The following is a 23,370-nucleotide window of genomic DNA, read 5'->3' as shown; positions in this document are numbered from 1 at the left end:
TACTTTGTTAAAAGTTATAAGTCCTAACTATAATGATTTTAACACTTCTTTATTAAGACAAAATTGTTTTCAATCAACCGTTGAATATCAGATCAATTTAGAATAATTTTCAGGATAAGTGACTTCTACTTGGCAAAGTTACTGACGCGGTATGACAGCTACTGATCAGCGGCAATTGGTTGAAGTTATTCTGAGGACTGGTCTCGCATAGATTCCAACTCAGCGAAACTTGACGGAAACCTTGAACCATCGGCATCGTACGGTTTATATCGATGTAAGCTGCACAATAAAGCGAATGAAGATTATGCAATACATTTTTTGAATTTGAACAATTTTCGCCGTACAACGCGTTCAACATGAACTAGCGCTTAGCATGAAGCTTTTGCCAAATCGCTCTTGATTTAATGGCTTTCAATTGAATTGTTATGATTGGGCTTCAAATGATAAAGAAGCAGGATGTGCGGCAGAAGTTTTATTCTGCATGGAACAATAAAACAGGAAGTTGATGAAATAAAAAAGCCGCGTACATTCGCGGCTTTTTATAAACACATTGGAGCGGGAAACGAGATTCGAACTCGCGACCCCAACCTTGGCAAGGTTGTGCTCTACCACTGAGCTATTCCCGCATTTCAAATTGTATAAGTGGAGGCTGCGAGCGGAATCGAACCGCTGTTGATGGCTTTGCAGGCCACTGCATAACCACTTTGCTACGCAGCCTTAAAGGCAAAATAAAAAAGCCGCGTACATTCGCGGCTTTTTATAAACACATTGGAGCGGGAAACGAGATTCGAACTCGCGACCCCAACCTTGGCAAGGTTGTGCTCTACCACTGAGCTATTCCCGCGTTTCAATTTATTCGTACATTATAAAGTCTTTCTTAATAATGTCAACATTTGTTTTTATTTATTGAAGATTAATTGATAAGACCCAGCCGTCTTTACCTTGACACTCACCTTCCAGCATTTGAACCTTAGCAAATGCATTTCTCTTACCAGAAAAATCCTGCAGATCTGTAACGGTTACAGGAGTACCTTGAGGCATATGCTTGCAGAGGCCGTTTCTGTCATCTTCTTCTGTATCATCATACGCTGCTATAGTGCCTGGTACGGCGACTAAACGGATTGTCGATGACTTATCATAGGTATTTGGGCTCTTCAGAACATATTTCTGGCCTATTACAATATTTTTGGCAGCCGGTCCGGAAACAGAGGGTGTGGAATCGCCGCCGCTCGCCATAATAATAATTAGAAGAACTACTATGCCTCCAATAGCCCCAAAAAAGACTTTCGGATTTTTTTCTTTTAAACTCAATATTGAGGAAATCAGGTTTCCTGCTGCATTTTTTGCCGAGCTTTCGCTTTTGTTAACATTTTCTTCGGCTTTGTTAACGCTTTCTTCTGTTTTGTTAACGCTTTCTTCGTTACTCATTTTTCATCCTCACGAAATGTAATTTTATTTATTATATTTATTGAGACCCTGCCCAAACTATCATCAACCGCTTGTTCAGATAATCCAAAAGCAAGATTTGCCATACTAATTCACTAAACTATAAATAAGAAATAGTCAACTAACATTCAATTAGGGCAAGCGCTTTCATTTCACCCAACCATAGCATTTTTCAAGATTGAAGGTCCATTATCAAATTTCCGAATCAATTTATCAACTTACCATGAAGAAAAAACTTTTCAAGCGCTATGTGCGTCTTTATTTTGGCCAGCTTAAATAAAATCATAGCCTTTTTTAGTATGAGCCGGAGTTTGTTTTTCCGCTATGCGCTGGAATTCAAATTGCCAATAACCTAACCCGATATTTTTCCTGTTTTTAAGGACTACAGGGAATTCTTCCTGTTGTATAAATAAACGGATAATATCGCCTTCCAGCATGCTGGTATCGGTGATGATATAAGTCATTTCACTTTCGTGTTCATTTCCTGCATAAAACAAGGCTTTTTGCAGTTCATCTTTTACCGAGGCGTCCAGCTGCCTGTAAGTTACAGAGATAGATTGCTGTGCTATCAATTGCATGCCAAAATCTATCTTTCCGTTTTGTTTCGCTACAATGATTTTGTTGACTATCCCTAGGGAGCGTTGATGTTCCGGCATATTTGTTTTTCTGAAGCTCACCAGACTCCCGACAGACAAAACGCCTGTTTTTTCAAATACGCAAGATAATAATTGGTCGGAGCTTGACTGGGCCAAAAACTCCAGCGTTTTTTCGGCATTCGTTTCCGATGAATTTTGCAGATCAAAAGACGCTTCCAGACCAATGGCGATATATCGATCTAATCTGTCGCTGAAAACAGGAGTTCCCTGAAGATCAATTCCTGACCACCTTTGCCCAAGGTAGTCAAGTAATTCTGGCGATAACTTCGCACTGTTATTTTTCGAGACATACATTGAGCTGAATCTTGCCTCGGTCGCGCTGATCAGCTTATTCTTTTTCTGTAATGCCTTAAATAACTTGGTGAAATCCACATATAGCGCGGCCGGGTCATGCCTGGCATCCATGCTCTCCTGATAATGCGGCGGTTTATCTTCATCCGTTGAAATAATACATTGCATCTGCTGGCCGGCAACAGCCTCATTTTTCAGACTCACTAAATAATCTACGGTTTCTATGAAGTTATAAACCAACAAAATCTCTTTTTGTACTAATCCTGTTGGATCAGCAAGGCTGAGCAACAGGATCTGTTTATAACATTCTTCGGGCGAACTTGCTTTATCGGACTGGTTTATACCATTGGCTATTTTGGTCTTGTCTTTTTTTATGTCGACGCTGAGTTTATAAAGCGAATGGAGATCTATCCATACCCAATCAGGAATGGAAATCCCCATAAGAAAATGACTGACAACGAGACTGCTTAATCCTCTAATACAGCGCTGAACCGCCAACGCCGCATTTTTCCCCTGAAACCAACTCACATTGCGTCGAGTCAGTTCTTTAAGCACTATCCAATAACCGATGGTGAATTCCTTTTCAATCGCGACCAATACATCGAGAATTTTCTTGTCGTTTTCTTCTTTGGGAAAGCCGGTTCTTGTCAGTCTTGAGCGAAGATAATCCTCAATAACCAGTAGACTAGGCCTTACAAGCTCCAGGGCATCCAGCCTCATCTGGCTATCCATCTCAATGGAATTGCAATCTACAATAAAATCATAAAGTAGACGTGTAGCTAAACCAGGATTAGCTGTCGGCAATTCGGTAATCCACTGCTGCAATGCCCTGGTTGAAAATTCTCTAAGGCGCAGAGGCTCATTCTGTTGCTCTGGGATTACCAGAAAGAAAGAATTCTTCACATATTCACCGATTTTGACTTCGCTCTGTAAAAACTGACCAGACCATTTAGCCCATGCTCAAATAACGCTCTCCAGTATCATGAATAATAGTGACAACTGTTTTTCCCGGCCCCAATTTTTTAGCCACCCTTAGAGCTGCGCAGACACTGGCTCCTGATGAAATACCTGCCAGAATGCCCTCCTCTTCAATTAATCGCTTGCGCATTGCGAATGCCTCATCCGTGCTCACCAATTCAATGCTATCCAATAAATCCACACTCAGGTTCTTGGGGACGAAGCCGGCGCCGATGCCCTGAATTTTATGAGGACTATGGGTGCCGCCGGATATAACGGGAGACTCTACGGGCTCTACTGCAATAACCTGAAAATCGCCTTTTCTTTTTTTGATAACATCGGCAACCCCTGAAATCGTTCCGCCCGTGCCTACGCCGCACACGAACGCATCAATATTTCCATCAGTGGCCGACCATATTTCTTCTGCCGTCGTCTGTCTGTGTACTTCTGGATTGGCGGGATTCTCAAACTGCTGAGGCATAAACGCGCCCGGCGTATTGGCGACGATTTCTTCTGCTTTATTAATAGCGCCCCTCATGCCTTCGGGCCCGGGAGTCAAAACAATTTCCGCACCGTACAACGCCAGCAAATGCCGTCTTTCCACCGACATGGTTTCCGGCATGGTCAATATGCATCGATAGCCGCGCACTGCGGCAACCATCGCCAAAGCGATACCGGTATTGCCTGATGTCGGCTCGACTATTGTGCCGCCGGCCTTAAGCTTGCCTTCCTGCTCAGCTGTTTTGATCATCGCGAGGCCGATCCTGTCTTTGACTGAGCCCCCGGGGTTGCGAGACTCGAGTTTGACCACTACATCAGCTGAATCAGCCTCTGCAATATGCCTCAATTTCAATAAACTGGTGTTGCCAATCAATTCACTAATATCCTGAGCGTAAGTCATTTCTTTCTCCTAATTAAATTTATTGATTCCGACGTTGAGATAATTTTAGACCAAACCAGCAAATCGGTTTAGACGTGAGAATCGGCTGTCAGCCGCCTCCCTTTCTCGTCATCATACCTTTTGATGGATTATAACCAATGATCGCCGCTGTCATAAAAATAACGAATGCGACCAATGTGTAAACAAAAGCCTCCTGATTAAACTGCTCGTACAAAGCGAATCGAGTTAGCTCAACCGCCTGCGAGAACGGATTGTATTTAGCAAGATTATAAAGCAGCTCACTGGATTCCTTGATTTTCCACAAAGGATAGAGCGCCGTGGACATGAAAAACAGCGGAAAAATGACGAAATTCATGACGCCTGCAAAATTTTCCAGTTGTTTTATGAATGAAGATAACAATAACCCCAGAGCGCCCAGCATCAGTCCGGACAACATCAATGTCGGCAATATCCACAGATACCCCTGCCACGGAGCCTGTATTTCATAAAACCAGGCAATCGCTAAAAACACATACACCTGCAAGATGGATACCGCCGTGCCGGCCAATAATTTGCTGAGCAATAAAAACCCTCGCGGCAGCGGGCAGACCATCAGTATCCGCATGCTGCCCATTTCCCGGTCGTAAACCATTGACAATGAACTCTGCATGCCGTTGAACAGTTGAATCATGCCGATCAAGCCGGGCGTGATATATACTTCATAAAGTATATAAGTTTCATAAGGCGGCGTGATAGCCAGTCCCAATGCCGCTCTAAAGCCGGCGGCAAATACGAACAGCCAGACTAAAGGTCTGACCAGAGCGGAAATAAAGCGCTCGCGCTGCGTGACGAAACGCCATAACTCACGCCAGATGATGCCCCACATTGCCCGCCAGTAATGCAGTATATTCATGCCTGCTCTCCCTGCGTCAATGTGTAGAAAGCCTCTTTAATCGTTGCAGATTGGGTGACTTTCTGGACTTCATCAACAGCGCCCTGGGCTTTAATACGGCCTTTATGCAGCACGATCAAGCGGTCCTCCGGATAAATTTCATCAATCAAATGGCTCGCCCACAAAACAGCCATCTGTTCCTCGCCGGCAAGCCGGTGCACATATTCCACTATATCGTGACGGCTGGGCACATCCAAACCGACGGTAGGCTCATCCAACAACAGCAACGACGGCTTATGCAACAGCGCCCGCGCAATCTCGACCCGTCGTCTGTGCCCGCCGTTAAGTTCTCGTATCTGCTCAAAACGACGCTCATACATATTCAAGCGCTCCAGTTCTTCCTGAATCCGCTGCGTGGCCAGCTTGCGGCCCATGCCGTGCAAGGCGGCATGGTAACGCAAGTTCTGCATCACCGTCAGATCCATGTCCAGCGTGGTCTGTTGAAAAACCACCCCCAGCCTTGCCAGGGCTTTGCGCGTCTGCCGCTTGATATCGAAGCCGCATAATTCGATGCGCCCGACCCGAGCGTCATAAAGCCGCGTAATCAATGAAAACAGCGTGCTCTTGCCGGCGCCGTTCGGCCCCAACAGGATCGTGCACTCGCCTTGCTGAATCTGAAAACTCACCTGATCCAGCGCTTTTTTGCTGCCGTAGGAAAAACTTAAGTCCTTGACTAATAATGCTGTAGGCGCACTCATGGCTTGACTGCAACTCCCCAGGGATAAAGCCCCACGCCGACCGATTTAGTCACTTTCTGGCTGTCCAGATCGATAATGGAGATGTCGTTGCTGATACCGTTTGTGGTATAGAGTCTTTTCTGGTCAGGCGAAAAAGCCAGGTTCCAGACCCGTTGGCCGACCAGCAGATATCTTTCGACTTCATATGTCTTTGCATTGACAACGGCGACACGGTTTGCAGGTCCTAACGCCACATAGCCTCTGTTTCTGTCCTTATCGATCACGATGCCGACCGGCTGAATCTTATCGTTAGTGACGCCAGGTATTTCGAAGTGGATGTTTTTGACGATTTGTTTGGTATTGGCGTCCAGAATCGTTAAAGTGCCGGCCATCTCCGATGTCGCCCATAACTGCTGGCTGTCGGCTGTAAAGTTGACGGCGCGGGGACGCGGATCAACCAGGGTATTGTCGGCAATCGCCATGCTTTTTGTATCGATCCAATGCAGCATGTTCGTCGTCTCTGAAGCACTGATCACCCAACGGTTATCAGGGCTGACCGTAATGCCTTCAGGCTCGACGCCCACCTGAATCTGTTTGACGGCTTTTTTGCTGGCGGTATCGATGACGGTTACCCTACTATCATCTTCATTGGAGACATAAAGCCGGTCGCCGGCCGGGTTCAATGCGAATGTCTCAGGATCCTCGCCCGATGGCAATTGGCCTACTACGGCCAAAGTATTGGCATCAACAATCTTGATGGTATTGTCATCGCTGGTGGCAACATAGAGATACTTGTTATCCGGACTGATAGCGATGCCGCGCGGGCGCTGGCCGACAGGCACTGTCTTGACTAACTTGCCTTCCACTGGATCGACGACTGCCAGGGCATTATCTTTTTCCAGCGTGACGAAAACAGTCTCCGCCTGTACTGAACCCATTGATGCCATTGCCAAAAACAGTGCTAAATAATTTTTTTTCATGCAGCTTCCTCATTTACATGTTGATTCGGATTGATCATATCCTAAAGTGTCGAGCTCGGTTTTCGGATGCAGAAAACCTTCAATGGGCGCTACGGCGACCAATGATCTCGGGGCCGCCAGTAGAATCGGCTGCCTTAATTGGCCGTTCCAGGAGCGGAAAGACAAAGGGTTGCCTTTATAGCCTTGCAACGCAAACTGTTCACTCAACAAGTAATCCTTAACCGGCTTCAATTCATTGGATTTTGTCCGCGTAGCCGCTTCGCCTACGGCCCTGATCGCCAGATAAGCGGCATAATCCTGTTCTTCCATCCAGCGCCCGGCCTGCTCCTTGAAGCGATTTTGAATCTGCACGGCGCCCCATTGCTCATGCGTCCGGTGCCATGCCGTGGCAATCAGGCCCTGAGTCCCGATCACCGGTCGCGGATACCAGGTGCGATAATCAAGGTATTCCCCGAACAGCCCCTGCTCATCGGCGACAACCAGCACATCATAGTCATCCACTTGGGTGAATACAGGCACATCCGATTGCGCCGTGCGCCTCGCATCGTAAGTGTGCTCCCAAGCTTTTTCTTCCACGATTTTCATGCCGAAACGCTTGGCGGCCCGCCTGATGGCATCGGCAAACAAGCGATCCTCGGGATTGGGGCCGATGACCAGAAACCACTCGGTCCAGCGTTTTTTCATCATATATTGCGCTAACGCATCGGCCCGCATGGCTCTGCTGGGCAGCATGTGCAGCACGTTTTTGCGGCATTGCTCATTGCGCAAGGCATCGTCGCGCGTAGCCGCATCGAACAACACCACCTGCTGGGCCGCAGGTAAATCGGCAATGCCGATTATCTGCTCGGCAGGCAGCGTACTCACGACGAACTGAAACTTGCCGGCAATATTTTTGTTGAACTCCTCAGCGACATTGCCGCCAATCGGCACGATGAATTTTTTCAGGACAAATTTCTGTCCGGTAAATTGACCTGTCGTATTGTTGTCATCAATCGCCAGCTCTGCCCCTAAAACGCCCTTATTTTCGATAAGGGGATCTAAATTAGACAGAGGCGGAGGTGCTTTTTGCTCCTGCGCCAAATAAGCGATATCAACCGTCTGTTTAGCTTCCGCATAAACCAGACTTACAGTAAGCAATTGAATAATAAATAAAAATTTAACAACTATCCGAAGTGACTGGTTACGCAACACGGTATTTCCTGGCAATAAAAACGAACAGATCATTAATTTTAACGGATTCACCGACTTTTTTGCTTTTCATTTGAAGTTCGCGCAAAACCGTTATATTGAAATTTACCAGTTTACAGACAATACTTGGGATCATCTTGATAACAACGGTAATCACTATACCCATGAGTTTTGATGATACAGAAGCTGTCGATGAATTTTTTGACTTTGATCTATCCGGGGATCAAGCCATCAACAATCGCATTACCACTCGTTTCATAAGAAAAGACATCAAAGTCACCCTCAGTAAAAACGGCCTGTTCAGTTTTGGCCGCGGAACTCCGGTTGATTTAATTGATATCAGCAGCAAAGGTGTCTTGATTCGCAGCCATAAAAAACTCAATATCAGGAACAAAATAACGTTAGAGCTTGAGTTCGACAGCGGCAAGACTTTCGAAGTCGAAGGCATCGTGGTCCGCAAACCCACTCGTTCAAATATCCGGTATGGTATCAAATTCAAGCGTTATAATGACGCACTCGGGGATTATTTGCTCGAAACCCAGAAAGAATTAATATTCAAATGAATCCTATTCCTGTACAGCTTTGGTAAACATCCTGTACTAATAATGCAAAACAACTTAATCCGAATGACACACTTCAAATTAAGCGGCATATATATTTACCCGGTAAAATCATTGGCGGGCATCAGTGTGCGCCATTGGCCCGTTACCAAAACCGGACTTTTGCATGACAGAAAATGGATGCTTATCGATAAGGACCGGCAATTTTTGAGTCAGCGAAAACTGCCGCGGATGGCCTTGATTAAAACGGCCCTGGCTGAAAACGACCTGGTCCTGTCCGCGCCCGGCATGGAAAACCTGATACTGCCGCTGACGCCCGAAGGCGGCGAGATCATCGACAGCACCATCTGGCGCGATCAGTGTGATGCCCGCAGCGTGTCACCTGAAGCCGATCAATGGCTGAGCCGTTTTCTAAACATCGATTGCCGGCTTGTATATCAGCCCGACGACGAAATCCGTCGAGTCGACCCTGATTATGCACAAGCTACTGACCAGGTCTCGTTTGCCGATGGCTTTCCTTTTCTGATTATCTCGGAAAATTCGCTGGCTTCATTAAATCGTGAAATGGGACTGGATTTTCCGATGACCCGCTTCAGACCCAATCTGGTCATTTCCGGCTGTCCTGCTTATGCTGAAGACAGCTGGCGCGAAATTCGCATTGGCGCTATTGATTTCAGGCTTCCTAAACCCTGTTCTCGCTGCTCGGTGCCCACCATAGATCCCGAAACTGCGCAAACAGGCAAAGAACCACTGACAACGCTTAACCGCGCTAGAAAATGGCAAAATAAAGTCTACTTCGGGCAGAATGCCCTGCATGATCAGTGCGGCGTGCTGACAGTCGGCGATATTGTCCAGATCAAATCGACCGGACCGAATCAACCGCCGATTTAATCTCAATTCATAAAGACGGTTTCAGCCGCCTTTTTCGTGTCAACAGGCGACGAAAGTCGTCTCCGCATTTATAAACTATGTCGTTTTTTTCATGGCTTCCCAAAAGTCAGCCTTGCCCTATTTTTATTGAAACATGCCAAAAACCCTTCTGTTCGTTGTTGTTCTGCTACTGTCTTATGGTTTTTGGCTAAGCGATGAATTTAAAGGCATTGCCGCAGGCATCGCGATTTTTCTCTTCGGCATGCTGTCTCTGGAACAAGGCTTCAAAGCCTTTACCGGCGGCATGCTGGAGCGGATTCTACAAAAAACCACGGATACGATCTGGAAAAGTCTCAGCTTTGGCATTGTATCGACAACTTTGATGCAATCGAGCGGCTTGGTTTCAATTATAACCATTTCCTTTTTAAGTGCCGGCTTGCTTGATTTAGTTGCGGGCATCGGCATCATATTCGGCGCCAATCTCGGATCGACTACCGGTGCGTGGCTGATTGCCGGTCTGGGACTGAAAGTCAAAATCTCCACTTATGCCATGCCGATGCTGGTTTTCGGCGTTTTATGCAGTTTCCATAACAACAAGCAGCTAAAAGGGATCGGTTACATCCTGACCGGATTGGGCTTTCTTTTCCTCGGCATACATTTCATGAAGGAAAGTTTCGAAACTTTTGAAAATACCATCAAGCTGGCGGATTACGCCATGCCAGGCTTAAAGGGACTGTTGATTTACACACTGGTAGGCATCATCGCCACCATGATCATGCAATCCAGCCATGCCACGCTGGTGCTGATCATCACGGCGCTATCCGTGCATCAGATCACTTATGACAATGCCCTGGCACTGGCCATCGGCTCCAATATCGGCTCGACCGTTACCGCCGTGATCGGCTCCCTGAGCGCCAATATCCAGGGTAAACGACTGGCCGGCGCGCACCTGCTGTTCAACCTGCTGACCGGCATTATTGCCCTGATTTTCATCAAAGAATTTATCATTGCCGTTGACAGGATCAACGCCGCGCTAGGCATTGCCGTCACGGATAACACGCTGAAACTGGCGACTTTCCATAGTCTGTTCAATCTGGTCGGCGTTGCCGTTATGCTGCCGTTCATGAACCATCTGGTCGCGCTGCTGGAAAAAATATTCGTAGAGAAACGCCCCAACCTTTTCAGGCCCAAATATTTGAATCCGTCCGCCATTGGTTTTCCTGAAACCGTCGCTGAATCGGTCAGGCTGGAAACCATCCATTTGTATGAGCACGGCATCCATATCATTCTGCATGCGTTTGGTTTGCGCAAACGCAACCTTTCGGACCAATCCGATCTCAAACAATTGATAAAACAAAATAACGACCCTGTTGAATACGATATCGATGCGGGCTATGAGAAAAGAATAAAAGGCATCTACAGCGCCATCATTGCTTTTATCGGACAAGCGAATACCACGTGGGAAATGAAACAATCACCCAATCTCGCCTTGTTGCGCGATGCCAACCGGACGCTGGTTGAAGCGATCAAGGACACCAAACATTTACAGAAAAACTGGGTCCGTTCCAGAACCTCGAAAAATCAGGTCACAATCGACGAGTATAAAAAAATCGCTTATCAGATAGTGTCGCTGATCCAGCAGATTGAACAGTTCAGGCGGGAAATTGCCGAGAACGAATTGCCGTTATTGTCACTGGATGTTTTAAAGGCGATGATTGAAGATGAGGATATGCGAATGAACCGCTCAATTGACACACTGATCAGGGAGCGAAAAATCACGCCTGAAACCGGCTCGTCTTTGATCAACGACAGCACATACATGTACAACATCAAGAAAAACCTGATTAAAACTGCCGAAACGCTATTTGTGAATGACAATATCAACGCTATTTACATTGAACAGCAATTAGCCCTGGATGAAGCCGAGATCAAGGAAGTCGTTCAAGCGGTGGATGCGCCCATAACAGACAATCCGTAGATTAGGATTATACTCGACAGTACTTTTTTAATTCTTGCTTCCACCCGCCATGAATAAAGAAAAGCTATTGCATAAATTACAAGCCTTTTTTGACCCCGCCCAAAAAAGAAAAAAACGCCACAGAGGAGAGCTGAAAAAGATCCTGAAGAGTCTCAAGAAAAAAGAACGGAAGATCTCGGATAAAATAGAACAGGCTGATGATGAATGCTTGAAGAAACTGTATCAAACCGAACTGGAAATCATCCGCCTGCAGCGCAAAAAAGGCATCGACGTACTGCAACAGCTCAGGGAAAATAAAGATTCGACCGACTAAATTCCCTATCGCGTATTTTCGCACCCGGTGCGGTCTTTACTAAAGCGGGCACGTACAGTAGTATGCTCGACAATGATCCAGCAGCTTGAAATGCTAAATACTTATAGAAAGCCTGCCGATCACTCAACGGCTGATCTGGCTGCATTATCTGACTATTAAATCAACATCCATAACGCGACAATTACATACAGACCTCATGGCCACAAACGAAAATCTGCCATCACCAAATTTTATTCGCCATATCATCGACAACGATCTCAAGGAAAACAAAAATAACGGAAAAGTCGCCACCCGGTTTCCGCCTGAGCCCAACGGCTATCTGCATATCGGCCATGCGAAATCGATCTGTCTGAACTTCGGCATTGCCCGCGAGTATAACGGCACTTGCAACCTGCGCTTCGACGATACGAACCCTGAAAAAGAAAGCGACGAATATGTAGAATCCATCAAACGCGACGTGCAATGGCTGGGCTTTCAATGGACGGAATTACGCCATGCCTCGGACTATTTCGAACAGCTTTACGATTATGCCGTACAGCTGATCAAAGACGGCAAAGCCTATGTCGACAGTCTGTCGGCCGAACAAATCAGAGCCTATCGCGGCACCCTGACCGAGCCCGGCCAGGAAAGCCCGGACAGAAACCGCTCTGTGGAAGACAACCTGGACCTGTTCAAACGCATGCGCGACGGCGAATTTGCTGACGGCCAATATGTACTGCGCGCCAAGATCGACATGGCATCGCCGAACATCAACATGCGCGATCCGGCTTTGTACCGCATCCGCCGCGTTCATCACCAGCGCACCGGCGATAAATGGTGCATCTATCCGATGTACGATTACACGCATTGCATCTCCGACGCGCTTGAAGGCATTACGCACTCGCTGTGCACACTGGAGTTTGAAGACCATCGTCCGCTTTACGATTGGGTCCTGGACCAGCTCGCTACGTCCTGCCATCCGCAGCAGATAGAATTTGCCCGCCTGCAATTGGAATACACCATCGTCAGCAAGCGCAAACTCAATCAGCTGGTCACCGAAAAACACGTCAATGGCTGGGATGACCCGCGCATGCCGACCATTGCCGGTCTGCGCCGCGCTGGCTTTACGCCTAAAGCCATACGCGATTTCTGCGAACGCATCGGCGTGACCAAACAGCATTCATGGATAGAAATGAGCATGCTGGAATACTGCATCCGCGAGGACCTCAACGAGAATGCGCCCCGCGCGATGGCCGTACTGCGGCCTTTACGCGTAGTCCTCGAAAATTATCCCGACGACACGACCGAATACATGGAGATCAGCAACCATCCCCAGAAGCCTGAGTTCGGCAAGCGTAAAGTTGCCTTCTCCAAAGTCGTGCTGATTGAACAGGATGATTTTGCCGAAGTACCGCCGCCTAAGTTCAAGCGCCTGATAGAAGGCGGCGAAGTCCGCCTGCGCGGCGCTTACATCATTAAATGCAACGAAATCATCAAGGATGCCGACGGCAACATTACCGAACTGCGCTGCACTTACGATCCTGACACGCTGGGCAAAAATCCGGAAGGACGCAAAGTCAAAGGCGTCATACACTGGGTTTCCGAAGCGCACGCACGGCCAGCGGAAGTACGTTTGTATGACCGTTTGTTCAAGGTGCCCAATCCGGATAATGAAGAGAATTTCCTCGACGCATTGAACCCGAACTCGCTGGAAATACTGACAGACTGCCGCGTCGAAGCCAGCCTCGCTGAGGCAAAGCCTGAAAGCCGCTACCAGTTTGAACGCACCGGCTATTTCTGTCTGGACTCCGACAGCGCAGACGGAAAGCTGGTATTCAACAGGACAGTCACTCTGCGCGATAGCTGGGAAAAAGACTGATCGCTAGAAAACTAACCGGACCTGATCAAAGGTTGCCCATTTAATAGATGGGCAACCTTTTTCTTCACTGTAACTCGGAATGCACAACAAAACGTCATTTGATCTGAAGCTCTGCCTTTGCTGACAATTCCATATTCTTAGTCTAGAATGGAGCGGCTCTTAAAGTGAAAAATACCCATCTTTAAAATCTAACGCTCACTTCTAAAGGAACTCATTGCTTGACTTTTCTGCGCAACCTCGGATCAGCGCTTACCGCAAGCCGCAAATGGCGCTATTCACTGCTGGCCCTGCTTGGTCTGGCGGTCATCATAGTCATCGGGACAGGCATATATCATTGGTATTCGCGGGCTAGGACCGAGCCTGCGCTAGCGGCCGAGGTAAACCTGCTGAACCCGGATGCCTTTCTCAACACACAAAGCCTGTCCAGACTCCCGAAAGATCTGCTCACGGCCCCGGTTTTGCAGCATCTGGCCCTGGAAGACCTGTTCTTCTATTATCGGGAGAACGAGGAGCAACTGAGCCTGGAAGGTACTTTAAGGCGGATCAGCTTTGAGCACAAGCTCAACCTGAGCGATCGCTTCCTTGCTGCGATTCTCGACCGCCCGGCCCAAATCGCCTTTTGGAAAAGCCGCGATGGCCGGCTCGGACGCTGGCTGACGGTGGTCCGCCGCGAAGGTTTGGTGCCGGTCCTGGAAGCGCTGGCCAAGACGGCCCTGGCCGACAGCCAGTTGCGCATCGCCGGCGCTCTCCCCGGCCCCAACGCTTCCCAAGTGTTCGAACTGAGCTATGGGCGCCGCCTGAAGCTATATTTCGCCAGCCTTGGAGATCGCCTGCTGGTCTTTTCCGATGCCGGCATCCTGCTGCACGCAGAGGCGGCGGAACTGGAGAGAGTCAACCGCCTGCTGAACGCGGAAAACCCAGCCGACCTTTGGGCGCAAAGTTTCCAGTTGGACGTTCAGCCCCATGTCCATACTTTCGCGGTGTCCGCGAATTACCTCAGCCTGGGCTATCAGGCGCTGTTCCCGGCGTTGCACGCGCTGCGCTTCGATTATGACGCCCCCGGCTGGACAGCGGCGGTTTCGGCATCGGACACTTTCCCCACGGCTTCCAAAGTGTGGAATGCCGTGCCCGACCATCCGGCCTTATGCGCGGCAGTTCCAATCGATCCGGACCGGACAGCCGCGCTGCTGTCCAAAGTGGTGTCTGCGGACGATGCCGAGCGCTTGGCGGACGCGCTCGAACCGCCTGCCGCCGTGTGCTGGTATGACAAGACCAAGCTCTACGCTCCTCTAGTAGCGATCCGGAAAAATTCCGAAGCTAGCTTGAACACGGCCCTGCAGAACTTGTTCAGGGCCGCCATCGGCACCCATGAAGCGGGCGTGGCGCAAATCAAACCATCCGCCGCTAAACCGGCACAACAGGCCGGAGAAGATGAGCCAACAGAAGCCCCTGTTGTCACCTATCACCCGCCGTTCGAAGTCTTGGAGGACAAGCAGGCGAACGGTATGGTCTGGCGCCGTGAAGTCAGTTCGCCCTACGGAATCCGGCCTCGAGAAGACAGCAAGCACAGTGAAGACATGCGCTCAGGCCGCTATTTCACTGTCGCCCTGGCGGAGTGGCGAGATACGCTGCTGTTCTCGCCGGATGCGACGCTGGTGGATGATGCCATTGCGGTCCTGGAGGGACGCTATCCGGCCCTGGGCGACGCCCTGCCTGAAAATAGCGAAACCGCTGCAGTGCTGTATCCCGACCGACTCGTCAACATGGTCACAACCGCCCTGCTGGACAGCCTGCCGGGCGAGCGGGAACCGATATTCCGGGCCAATGTCTCCGAGCGTCTGCTGCCGGAACTGGAAAAGCTTAAGGACGGACGGATCATGCGTTTGCCGGTGCCGACTGGAAAAACTGCCTGGGAACCGCTCAAGTGGTCCGAATAACGCTGGCGGCGCTGATTCTGCTCGCCGCTTCCGCAGCCTGCGCCGAACCGGTGCTGGACACCCGGCAGACCGATGCCTTCCGCGCCTGGTTCGTGCGCATCGTCGGCGAACAGCTCCGGCAAGGGCCGACGCCACGCTGGGCGCAGCAGGACTGCGCCGGTCTGGTCCGGTTCGCCGTGGGCGAGGCGCTCAAAGCCCATGGCGAGGCTTGGCGCAAAGCCAACGGGGTGTCTAACCGCTTTCTCCCGCCGGAAGTCCGACTGACGCCCGAACAGTCCGCGCTGCATAACCGCTGGAGGCGGGCGGATGGCCAGCGCGGCGCCTACGCTTCGGCCATTGATCTGGTTCAGGAGAACAGCGTCTTCATATCCTCGGATATCAATCAGGCATTGCCGGGAGACCTATTATTTTACGACCAGGGCGACAGCCAGCACCTTATGGTATGGATGGGGGATTACATCGCTTACCATCGCGGCTCCAAGGCCAAAAACGACAACGGCCTGCGGGCCGTTCCCCTCGACACTCTCATGAATTGGAAGGACACCCGGTGGCAACCACGACCCGACAATCCCAACTTTGCCGGTATCTACCGTTTCTCGTTCTTATCACGCTGATTAACATCGCGTGGGCGGGCGACATTGATCCCAGCGGCTATGAACGCGCCGCCGGAGACAGGTTCTTTTTAGTCGCGGAAACCCCGTTCGGCTCCGACGAAATGGCGGTGGTCAGGTTGGACGGACCAGCGAGCGCTTCGGGCGAGGACGCAGACATCCTGATATACCGCGTGCCCGACCCCTTGGCGTTTCTGAAAAGCCAGCGCAACCTGCACCGCATCCAGGTGACGGCGCAATCCCGCCCCGAAGGCATCGCCAACGCGCTGAACTACGTCTTCGACGTGTGGTACAAGAAAACCCGGCTGGCCTGGCAGCGCATTTTTTCCGAGGAGACGCGAACCAAGGTGGTCGAGGCTATCCCGACGCTCAAGCAGGCGCCGCCGCACAGCTACCACACCGAATTCCGCCATGATCCGCAAATTAAGCCCCTACCCGGCTTCGAGCTGGTCGATCGCTTCCGCTATCCGATCTGGGCGGCGAAGCCCATACAGCAGGACTCGGCCGTGAACATGGAAGGCAGCAGCAGCGAATTCATTGCTGCCAAACCGGGCGATGTGAAAATCCCGCTGGGCAAACTGCCGCCCGGCCTGTACCTGGTGGAAGCCGCCATCGGTGGGCAGCGTGCCGTAACGGTAGTATTCGTATCCGATGTGATCGCAGTCGCCAAGGTTTCCAGGGAGCAGTTGCTGGTGTGGACCGCCGAGCGGAAAACCGGCCGTCCAGCCGGACAAGCCCACATCCTATTCTCCGACGGAGTGGGCGTAATGCAGGAGAGCGAAACCGACTCGCGCGGCCTCCTGATGATCCAGCGCAAGGTCCCCGAGCGCAGCTACATCATCGGCCAGGACGGTCGGGGCGGCGTGTTCGTTTCGGAGAATTTCTACTACGACAGCGAGATCGAAGGCGACAAGCTTTACGCTTTCACCGACCGGCCGCTTTATCAGCCGGGCGACAAAGTCCACGTCAAGCTGGTGGGAAGAACTTTCCGGGATGCGCTGAGCTCCTCGCCCCTGGCAGCTGGCAACGTCACCCTTTCCGCGCTCGATCCCAACGGCACGCCGGTCGCGGTTCAGACATTGCAGGCATCCCCTGAACAGGGCGCCAACGCCGAGTTCCGCTTGCCCAAGGAAGCCGTAGCCGGCGGCTATACTCTGAACCTGAGCTATCAGGGGGCGGCCTACATGGGCTCGTTCCGGGTCGCCGCCTACACCAAGCCGCATTTCGATGTGGAGATCTCGACTCACGAGCAGAACTACAAAACCGGCCAGCCCATTCATGCGCGCATCCAGTTGCGCTATCCGAGCGGCGAGCCGGTCAAGGGCGCTACCGTAGAGCTGAACCTCCGCACCCAGGTGCTGAACCTGCTCGGCGACGAGGGCTACAGTAATTATTACACCGGCGCCCAGGTGCATTTCCCGGTCAAGCTGGCCCAGGAGAGCCGGATCGCCGGTGACGACGGCGCGGTGGAGTTCGACCTGCCGCCGGCCAAGGAACCCAGCCATTACATTCTGCGCGTGGCCTGCGCCGACAGTTCGGCCTATCGGGTAACCGCGGTCAAGGAATTCATCATCGAGAGCGGCCGCAAACTTTATCAACTCAACTCTTCCGCCCATATCTCCAAGCCCGGCGAGAGCATCGATTTCACCGCCGTACCGTTGGCGGGCACTCGGCAGGAACCGGGACAGGCCGTGTCCTGGGAGTCACTGCGGCTGGATGACCAAAGCCGCGCAACCGGCGAGGTGAAAAACGACCGCTTCCGGGTGGAATTCACCCAGGCCGGCGCCTATACGGTGCGGATCAAGGACGCCGACGGCGAAGTCGTCGGCCAGACCGAACATTGGGTATCTGGCAATGGTGCCAAACTGGCAACGGGCGGACTCAGGATCGACCTGGACAAGGACGAATACCGCGAAGGCGAAACCGCCCATGCCCTCATCAGCTTCCGCGATCAGGTAGACAACGCCCTGCTCACGCTGGAACGGGATTCCGTACAGAGCGCGGGGCTCATGACTGAAGGCACCGACTGGGCCAGCCTCACCCGCATCGGCGAAACGCAATGGCGGGCGAATATCCCGATACGTCCCGGCTATGCGCCCAACCGGGTGTTCTCGGTGCTGTACGTGAAGGATGGCCGCTACACCTTCCAGAACAAAGGCATCAAGGTTCGGATTCCTGCTGTCGAAATCGCCTTCACTGCCGATAAAGCGATTTATCGGCCCGGCGATGAGGTGCGGGTGGAAGTGCGCACGCAACTGGATGACCACCCCGTTTCCAGCCGTCTCGCCGTAGGTGTGGTGGATGAAGCGGTGTACGGCCTGCAACCCGAAATTGCGCCGAACATTCAGGACTTCTTTCAGCACCTTCGCCGCAACCAGGTGCGGACTTCATCCAGCCTCAATTTCCATGCCTACGATATGGCTCTGCCCGTCGAACGCAGCGCCCCGCCACAGCCCTCCTACAGCAACCGGCCTTTGAAAATGCTGGAACGCCCGCGCCGGGAAGTCATCGACACGGCCGTCTGGCTACCCGATCTGGTGACCGACGCCAAAGGCAAAGCCAGCTTTTCGTTCAGGATGCCGCAATCGTTGACTCGCTGGCGCATCACCGGCCGGGCCTGGACCGATGCCGGCGCGTTCGGGCAGAGCATTGGACAACTGGTCTCCGCCAAGGACATTTATCTTAAATGGACAGGCCCCCGTTCTTTCGTGGCCGGCGAAAAGCCGGTCATCACCTTGGTAGGCTATAACCGGACAGCCAAAAACCAGATTGCAACATTCACGGCCAACGGCGGCGGCATCAACCTTAACCGGGAAGTGGAATTGAAGCCGGGCGCCAATTATCTGGAACTGCCTTACGAAGCCCAAAGCAGCGACGCGCTCAAGACAGCGCTGTCCGTCAAGGGACAAATACAAGACGCGCTGGAAACGACGATCGAAGTGGTTCCCAAGGGCTGGCAAACCCGCTACGAGCGACCGGTGGATCTAAAGCCCGAAGGCAGCACGGTTGCTCTGCCCCAGGGTGCCAGCAATATCCGGCTCATGCCCGCCGGGAAAGGCTGGCAGCACTTCTGGCGCATCGCCGAATCGCTGGTAGATTACCCCTACGGCTGCGCCGAACAAACCGCGAGCCGGCTGATCCCGCTCAGCCTTGCCTATGGTCATCTGAAATCGCTAGGCCCTAACCCGTCCGTGCAGAAAACGACCGCGGAACTGCGGGACGAAATCGCCAGCGCCCGCTTGCGGCTGGTCAAAATGGCCGGACCGAATTCCGCATTCGGCTGGTGGGGCAATCAATCCAAGGATGATCTGCTGCTGACCGCGTATGCCTATTTCGCCGACTGGCACGCCCAGCAAACGCTGGGCATCGCCGCGGCGCCTGCCACCTGGCTGAGCCTCCTGGATGTGTACAAGCAGCAGGCCGCTAAAGAAGATATCCTGACTCAGGCTACCGCACTGTGGCTGACCAGCGCGATGGGCTTGCCGGTCAAAACCCAAACACGCGCTTTAGTCAGACGCATCATGCAGCCCAGCGAGAACAAGCCCAGTGTGACACCGGGTTTGCTCACTCACATCCTGCATGAAAATGAGCTTGACGAGAAAGCACCCGCCGCCCGGCTTCCCATACTGAGCCAGGACGAACGACTGGCCTTGCTGATCCTGGACACATTGGGCGATGTAGGAGCCTATGATCCGGCGGCCCGAAAGGTCGTGGATGCCTTCGCAGGCGATATTCCCGAAACCGGCGCTGGCCGGCTGAAACAAGCCGCCCTGATGCTGGATGCCGCCCGCAAGGGCCAGCCTCCGGCAGACGGCCAACTCTCGGAACTGCTCGCCGATATCGGCCCGGATATACCGACGCTGGAACGCTCGCTGGTGCTGCTCATGGCGCAAAAAGCCGCGGGAGCGGAACCTTACGCAGCAGCGGAAAAGCTGGATTTCACCGCGACTCCGGCTTTCGAGCCCGCTGAGTCCCGCTTCGGCCTGCCGGTCTGGAAACTGGCCGGCAACCGCGACGCCGGCTCCACGCCCCTGTCTATTCAAGTCTCTGCGGCTAAGCCGGGGGCGGCCTATCTGGGCTATGAATTGCATGAGATAGAGGTCAAGAATCCGCTTGCCAATATCCAAGTGACGCGCAAGCTGTATAAACTGGACTTGCCAAAGCCGGATACCGAACAGGAGGAGAACGGGGAAACCGAGGAAAGCTCTGGGCCGGTCTATGCCGCCACAGAAATCCAGCCGGGAGCGGAGATAGATTCCTCGGCCCTTTACCTTGATGAAGTGGTCGTCAGCGGCGAAAGCGGCGCGCGCTACGGCGCCGTGGACATTCCCTTGCCTTCGGGAGCCGATGTGGAAGCCGCACCGTGGGGCATGAAAATTTCGGGGCCGGGTTTTGGCGGCGGGGCAGCGGAAGATGGGCAGGATCAGGCGCAATCCCAGCCTCTGGAACTGGAAAACACCGAGTACCAGACTTTCCCGCATCGATACACCGTCCCTGTCGAAGCGTTAAATGGCGATGCCCGCTTCCTGCACCTGCTCCGGTTTTCCCAACGCGGGGAATTCGAGCTTGGCCGGGCGCGCTATTTCGAGATGTACCATCCCAGCCGGCAAGCGCTACAGACCGAGGCAGCTTATACACTCAAGGTCAGGTAGACGATGAAAAGATTGAAGCACACTTGCAGCCTTTGTCTCTGGGCATTTTCCACCTTCACAGCTGGAGCCTGGGCAGATCCTCAGGAAATGCCGTGCCAGAGAAACCGGCTTATGGAGCAATGGCTGGATAAACAGACTCCGCGCTGGAACAGGCAGCTGGCTGTAATCGACGGATTCGAGGCGCCCGGCGGCATCGAAATCTGCCTCGCCCATTCCGGCAGTCCCCTCGCGGACTATGCCGCCAACCGGATCTGGTTGCGTCATCTGGATTATGAGGAAGACCGCCGAAGTCTGGCGCACGAATACCTGCATCTGGCGTTCAAGCATTCCCCGCGGGCGCTCGACGAAGCTTTCATCGAAGCCACCGCAAGACAAATCCTCGAAGGAGACGTATGAGATTGTTCAAGATGATTGTCGCCGGGGCCGCGCTGCTGGCCTGCGGTATGCCCGCCGCCGCGGCCGGCTTCGATTGCAGCAAGGCGGCCAGTGCGGTCGAAACCGCAATCTGTGCCGATAATACGCTCTCGGCTGCCGACGAGGCCTTGGCTGAGCTTTACGACCAACTCGCCTGGCTTGCGTCAGGCGATAAGAAAGCCTTGCAGCAATTGGCAGCCGGGCAAAGGGAATGGCTGCAAAAACAACGCAATCCCTGCAAGGATAACGCCTGTATTGCCTCGGCCTATAGCCGCCGGCTGACTGAAATCGAAACCCAGATCAAAGCCTTTACCGACGCAGCGCCAGCCGCTCCCGGCCGGGCCGAACTGGACGCGCCCTTGGGCGGCTGGCGCAATTCCTCCGGTGAACGGACGCGCTACGTGCAGAAAGTCACCTACCCGGCCTCGGACGTAAACGCCGAAGACGAGGACAGCCCGCTGGGGCTGATCAAGGGCCGCATCGCCGCCAGCCCGAAATCCGGCGTTGATGCTGAACAGCCGCTAACACTGGTGGTCAACGGCGTCTCGATGCCGCTCAAAACCGACCAGGGCGAATTCGAGCGGCCGTATGCTTTCGGCGCCGGCTCGAACAGCGTTGAAATTCTCGCGCCCGACGGCAGGAGCCTGGCGCGAACGCAGTTTTACGAAGCCTACCGCGAAAAGCCGAGCCCCAAGCTCCGCGTCGTGCTGTCCTGGGACAGCGACGGCACCGATGTCGACCTGCATGTGATCACGCCGGACGGCGGACATGGCTTCTACGGCAACCGGGTGTTGGAAAACGGCGGCGCGCTGGACGTGGACGTGACCACAGGCTTCGGTCCGGAGATTTTTTCCATGCCCGCAATCCTGCCGGGAACCTATCTGGTCTACGTGAATTATTACGGAGGTTACGACAGCGACGAGCAACTGACCACGGGCAGAATCACCGTGATTACCGGTGAAGGCACGCCGGATGAGAAAATGGAAACCGTCACGGTTCCCTTGCGCCATCCGGGGGATTTGGCCCTGGTGTACTCGTTCAGTTATCCCTAATCGTGAGCGTCAACAATTGCCACATCCATCATAGAGATTTTCGGCTGAAGGGCTGAGGCCGCTTGAACCCGGTCTGACTGAGCAAGAACCACTACAGTTATATGCTGCAGTGGTTCCTATACTGCCTTCAAACAAGCTCGTAGTTCACTAAATGAGGCTTCAACTCATCAATGGTATTGTTCATAATGAGATCAATTATGGAAAGGCCGCCCACGAATCCTTGCCCTCCCAATTGCTTATACTTCTCCAACTTCGCTTTAATGAATGAGAGATTTATACCCTTGTCGGAAAAGTATTGTTTATTGTAGAGCGCCGTTCCTCCTATTGGATTTATGTAATTTTCAGAGTCAAGCGACTTGACTATCGTAATAAGCCTGTCAGCTTTATCGATACCTTTCGTTTCACCGAAACGTTCGGATGAAACCAGAAAGTTTTTCTCAATGTTTAACATTTCAAAGAAATCAGTCACAGATTTCATTGCCAATTGGCTGATTAAATCAATATCGGTATCCAATACTTTATCGACGTAACTCATGCCTACTTGATAGTTACATGCCTTGCTATAAGATTGTTCTAATTGCTTAATGAATTTCGATTTGAATTTTTTAATATCAAGTACATTGATATTCTTAATCAATTGAAAAGAGCTTCTTTTTCTCAATGGAATGGTAAACGTGTATGGAACTTTATTTAAAAGCAGTCGGTTTCTGTTAATCCACCCTTGCTTGATGTAATTGACATCGTCATAGAAAACGAATGTATCGCTTGCCTGCACCAGGCAATAATAGCCGATGTATGGAAATACGTAAGGCTGCATGATTGCAACGTTTTTTCCGTTCATGTTAAACACACCGTTTTAATGTACTAAAGGAAAAGTACCAAAGCCGACGTTTTCAATCACTTTTTTGCACTAGTGTTACGATGCGAAACTTCAATCGGATTGGTTTTGATGGTTGGCTTCGATGAACACTTCGTTCGCTTTAGCGTGATCAGTGTGAAGATTAATAGGAAAAAGTATTGCTATAAATGTGATTATGAGAAAAAAACTGTTTTTTCATGGGGCATCTCCTCTCTGACGGATTATTGAGCAGAACCTGA

At 51.8% G+C, this 23,370-nt stretch carries 18 protein-coding genes and 3 tRNA genes; 10 read left to right on the top strand and 11 right to left on the bottom strand.

Annotation, left to right across the window (positions count from 1 at the left end; translation table 11 throughout):
* Window positions 1-551: 551 nt before the first annotated feature.
* The 10 genes from ACTNE6_RS07130 to ACTNE6_RS07085 all read right to left on the bottom strand — a co-directional run bounded on the left by ACTNE6_RS07130 (window position 552) and on the right by ACTNE6_RS07085 (window position 7,976).
* Window positions 552-626, bottom strand: a tRNA-Gly gene (locus tag ACTNE6_RS07130).
* A gap of 17 nt (window positions 627-643) precedes the next feature.
* Window positions 644-717 (bottom strand) — tRNA-Cys (locus tag ACTNE6_RS07125).
* A 52-nt stretch (window positions 718-769) separates the two neighbouring features.
* A tRNA-Gly gene (locus tag ACTNE6_RS07120) sits at window positions 770-844 on the bottom strand.
* Between the two features lie 59 nt (window positions 845-903).
* Window positions 904-1,428 carry a hypothetical protein gene (locus tag ACTNE6_RS07115; RefSeq protein ID WP_194968863.1) on the bottom strand — a complete coding sequence of 175 codons (525 nt, stop codon included), beginning with the start codon at window positions 1,426-1,428 and terminating at the stop codon, window positions 904-906.
* A gap of 290 nt (window positions 1,429-1,718) precedes the next feature.
* Window positions 1,719-3,296 carry a hypothetical protein gene (locus ACTNE6_RS07110; RefSeq protein WP_442499139.1) on the bottom strand — a complete coding sequence of 526 codons (1,578 nt, stop codon included), beginning with the start codon at window positions 3,294-3,296 and terminating at the stop codon, window positions 1,719-1,721.
* Between the two features lie 46 nt (window positions 3,297-3,342).
* A complete protein-coding gene (gene cysK / locus ACTNE6_RS07105) occupies window positions 3,343-4,251 on the bottom strand; it encodes a cysteine synthase A (protein ID WP_194968865.1) in 909 nt (302 codons plus the stop codon).
* A gap of 88 nt (window positions 4,252-4,339) precedes the next feature.
* Window positions 4,340-5,143 carry an ABC transporter permease gene (locus ACTNE6_RS07100; RefSeq protein WP_194968866.1) on the bottom strand — a complete coding sequence of 268 codons (804 nt, stop codon included), beginning with the start codon at window positions 5,141-5,143 and terminating at the stop codon, window positions 4,340-4,342.
* Window positions 5,140-5,880, bottom strand: a complete 741-nt coding sequence (locus ACTNE6_RS07095) for an ABC transporter ATP-binding protein (RefSeq protein WP_442499138.1) — start codon at window positions 5,878-5,880, stop codon at window positions 5,140-5,142. The genes ACTNE6_RS07100 and ACTNE6_RS07095 overlap by 4 nt, the downstream gene beginning before the upstream one ends.
* Window positions 5,877-6,839, bottom strand: coding sequence for a PQQ-dependent catabolism-associated beta-propeller protein (locus ACTNE6_RS07090; protein WP_442499137.1), 963 nt, complete (start codon window positions 6,837-6,839; stop codon window positions 5,877-5,879). Before ACTNE6_RS07090 ends, ACTNE6_RS07095 begins: the two co-directional genes overlap by 4 nt.
* A gap of 9 nt (window positions 6,840-6,848) precedes the next feature.
* Window positions 6,849-7,976, bottom strand: coding sequence for an ABC transporter substrate-binding protein (locus tag ACTNE6_RS07085; protein WP_442499136.1), 1,128 nt, complete (start codon window positions 7,974-7,976; stop codon window positions 6,849-6,851).
* Between the two features lie 215 nt (window positions 7,977-8,191).
* On the opposite strand from ACTNE6_RS07085, the gene ACTNE6_RS07080 reads away from it, so the two are divergent.
* The 10 genes from ACTNE6_RS07080 to ACTNE6_RS07035 all read left to right on the top strand — a co-directional run bounded on the left by ACTNE6_RS07080 (window position 8,192) and on the right by ACTNE6_RS07035 (window position 22,272).
* On the top strand, window positions 8,192-8,590 hold the full coding sequence (locus ACTNE6_RS07080) for a PilZ domain-containing protein (RefSeq protein WP_442499135.1): 399 nt from the start codon (window positions 8,192-8,194) through the stop codon (window positions 8,588-8,590).
* A 63-nt stretch (window positions 8,591-8,653) separates the two neighbouring features.
* Window positions 8,654-9,478, top strand: a complete 825-nt coding sequence (locus ACTNE6_RS07075; protein WP_442499134.1) for an MOSC domain-containing protein — start codon at window positions 8,654-8,656, stop codon at window positions 9,476-9,478.
* Between the two features lie 133 nt (window positions 9,479-9,611).
* The gene (locus ACTNE6_RS07070; RefSeq protein ID WP_442499133.1) at window positions 9,612-11,435 is read left to right on the top strand and encodes a Na/Pi cotransporter family protein; all 1,824 of its coding nucleotides are present in this window, start codon (window positions 9,612-9,614) and stop codon (window positions 11,433-11,435) included.
* A 67-nt stretch (window positions 11,436-11,502) separates the two neighbouring features.
* Window positions 11,503-11,748 (top strand): hypothetical protein, encoded by a 246-nt coding sequence (locus ACTNE6_RS07065; protein WP_442499132.1) that lies wholly within the window; start codon window positions 11,503-11,505, stop codon window positions 11,746-11,748.
* Between the two features lie 196 nt (window positions 11,749-11,944).
* Window positions 11,945-13,606, top strand: coding sequence for a glutamine--tRNA ligase/YqeY domain fusion protein (locus tag ACTNE6_RS07060; RefSeq protein ID WP_442499131.1), 1,662 nt, complete (start codon window positions 11,945-11,947; stop codon window positions 13,604-13,606).
* Window positions 13,607-13,824: 218 nt separating this feature from the next.
* On the top strand, window positions 13,825-15,543 hold the full coding sequence (locus tag ACTNE6_RS07055) for a DUF2138 family protein (protein ID WP_442499130.1): 1,719 nt from the start codon (window positions 13,825-13,827) through the stop codon (window positions 15,541-15,543).
* Window positions 15,531-16,157: a DUF1175 domain-containing protein gene (locus ACTNE6_RS07050; RefSeq protein WP_442499129.1), complete on the top strand. Its 627-nt coding sequence runs from the start codon at window positions 15,531-15,533 to the stop codon at window positions 16,155-16,157. The genes ACTNE6_RS07055 and ACTNE6_RS07050 overlap by 13 nt, the downstream gene beginning before the upstream one ends.
* A 116-nt stretch (window positions 16,158-16,273) precedes the next feature.
* Window positions 16,274-20,806: an alpha-2-macroglobulin family protein gene (locus tag ACTNE6_RS07045; protein ID WP_442499128.1), complete on the top strand. Its 4,533-nt coding sequence runs from the start codon at window positions 16,274-16,276 to the stop codon at window positions 20,804-20,806.
* Between the two features lie 3 nt (window positions 20,807-20,809).
* Entirely contained in the window at window positions 20,810-21,202 is a 393-nt protein-coding gene (locus ACTNE6_RS07040) for a DUF2300 domain-containing protein (RefSeq protein WP_442499127.1), read from the top strand.
* Complete coding sequence (locus ACTNE6_RS07035; protein WP_442499126.1) at window positions 21,199-22,272, top strand: DUF2135 domain-containing protein; 1,074 nt, start codon at window positions 21,199-21,201, stop codon at window positions 22,270-22,272. The genes ACTNE6_RS07040 and ACTNE6_RS07035 overlap by 4 nt, the downstream gene beginning before the upstream one ends.
* Before the next feature lie 127 nt (window positions 22,273-22,399).
* On the opposite strand, the gene ACTNE6_RS07030 is transcribed toward ACTNE6_RS07035, so the two are convergent.
* Window positions 22,400-23,113, bottom strand: a complete 714-nt coding sequence (locus ACTNE6_RS07030) for a WbqC family protein (RefSeq protein ID WP_442499125.1) — start codon at window positions 23,111-23,113, stop codon at window positions 22,400-22,402.
* Window positions 23,114-23,370 lie beyond the last annotated feature (257 nt).

Source organism: Methylobacter sp. sgz302048 (assembly GCF_052162025.1).
In the GTDB taxonomy this organism is placed as follows: domain Bacteria; phylum Pseudomonadota; class Gammaproteobacteria; order Methylococcales; family Methylomonadaceae; genus Methylobacter.
This window is presented reverse-complemented; position numbering and strand designations above follow the sequence as displayed.

Bases quoted from the DNA above. Each gene is read 5' to 3' on its own strand.
- ACTNE6_RS07115 (WP_194968863.1), bottom strand. From the start codon at position 1,428: ATGAGTAACGAAGAAAGCGTTAACAAAACAGAAGAAAGCGTTAACAAA.
- ACTNE6_RS07095 (WP_442499138.1), bottom strand. From the start codon at position 5,880: ATGAGTGCGCCTACAGCATTATTAGTCAAGGACTTAAGTTTTTCCTAC.
- ACTNE6_RS07070 (WP_442499133.1), top strand. From the start codon at position 9,612: ATGCCAAAAACCCTTCTGTTCGTTGTTGTTCTGCTACTGTCTTATGGT.
- ACTNE6_RS07060 (WP_442499131.1), top strand. From the start codon at position 11,945: ATGGCCACAAACGAAAATCTGCCATCACCAAATTTTATTCGCCATATC.
- ACTNE6_RS07035 (WP_442499126.1), top strand. From the start codon at position 21,199: ATGAGATTGTTCAAGATGATTGTCGCCGGGGCCGCGCTGCTGGCCTGC.
- ACTNE6_RS07080 (WP_442499135.1), top strand. From the start codon at position 8,192: ATGAGTTTTGATGATACAGAAGCTGTCGATGAATTTTTTGACTTTGAT.
- ACTNE6_RS07090 (WP_442499137.1), bottom strand. From the start codon at position 6,839: ATGAAAAAAAATTATTTAGCACTGTTTTTGGCAATGGCATCAATGGGT.
- ACTNE6_RS07040 (WP_442499127.1), top strand. From the start codon at position 20,810: ATGAAAAGATTGAAGCACACTTGCAGCCTTTGTCTCTGGGCATTTTCC.
- ACTNE6_RS07030 (WP_442499125.1), bottom strand. From the start codon at position 23,113: ATGAACGGAAAAAACGTTGCAATCATGCAGCCTTACGTATTTCCATAC.
- ACTNE6_RS07075 (WP_442499134.1), top strand. From the start codon at position 8,654: ATGACACACTTCAAATTAAGCGGCATATATATTTACCCGGTAAAATCA.
- cysK (WP_194968865.1), bottom strand. From the start codon at position 4,251: ATGACTTACGCTCAGGATATTAGTGAATTGATTGGCAACACCAGTTTA.
- ACTNE6_RS07100 (WP_194968866.1), bottom strand. From the start codon at position 5,143: ATGAATATACTGCATTACTGGCGGGCAATGTGGGGCATCATCTGGCGT.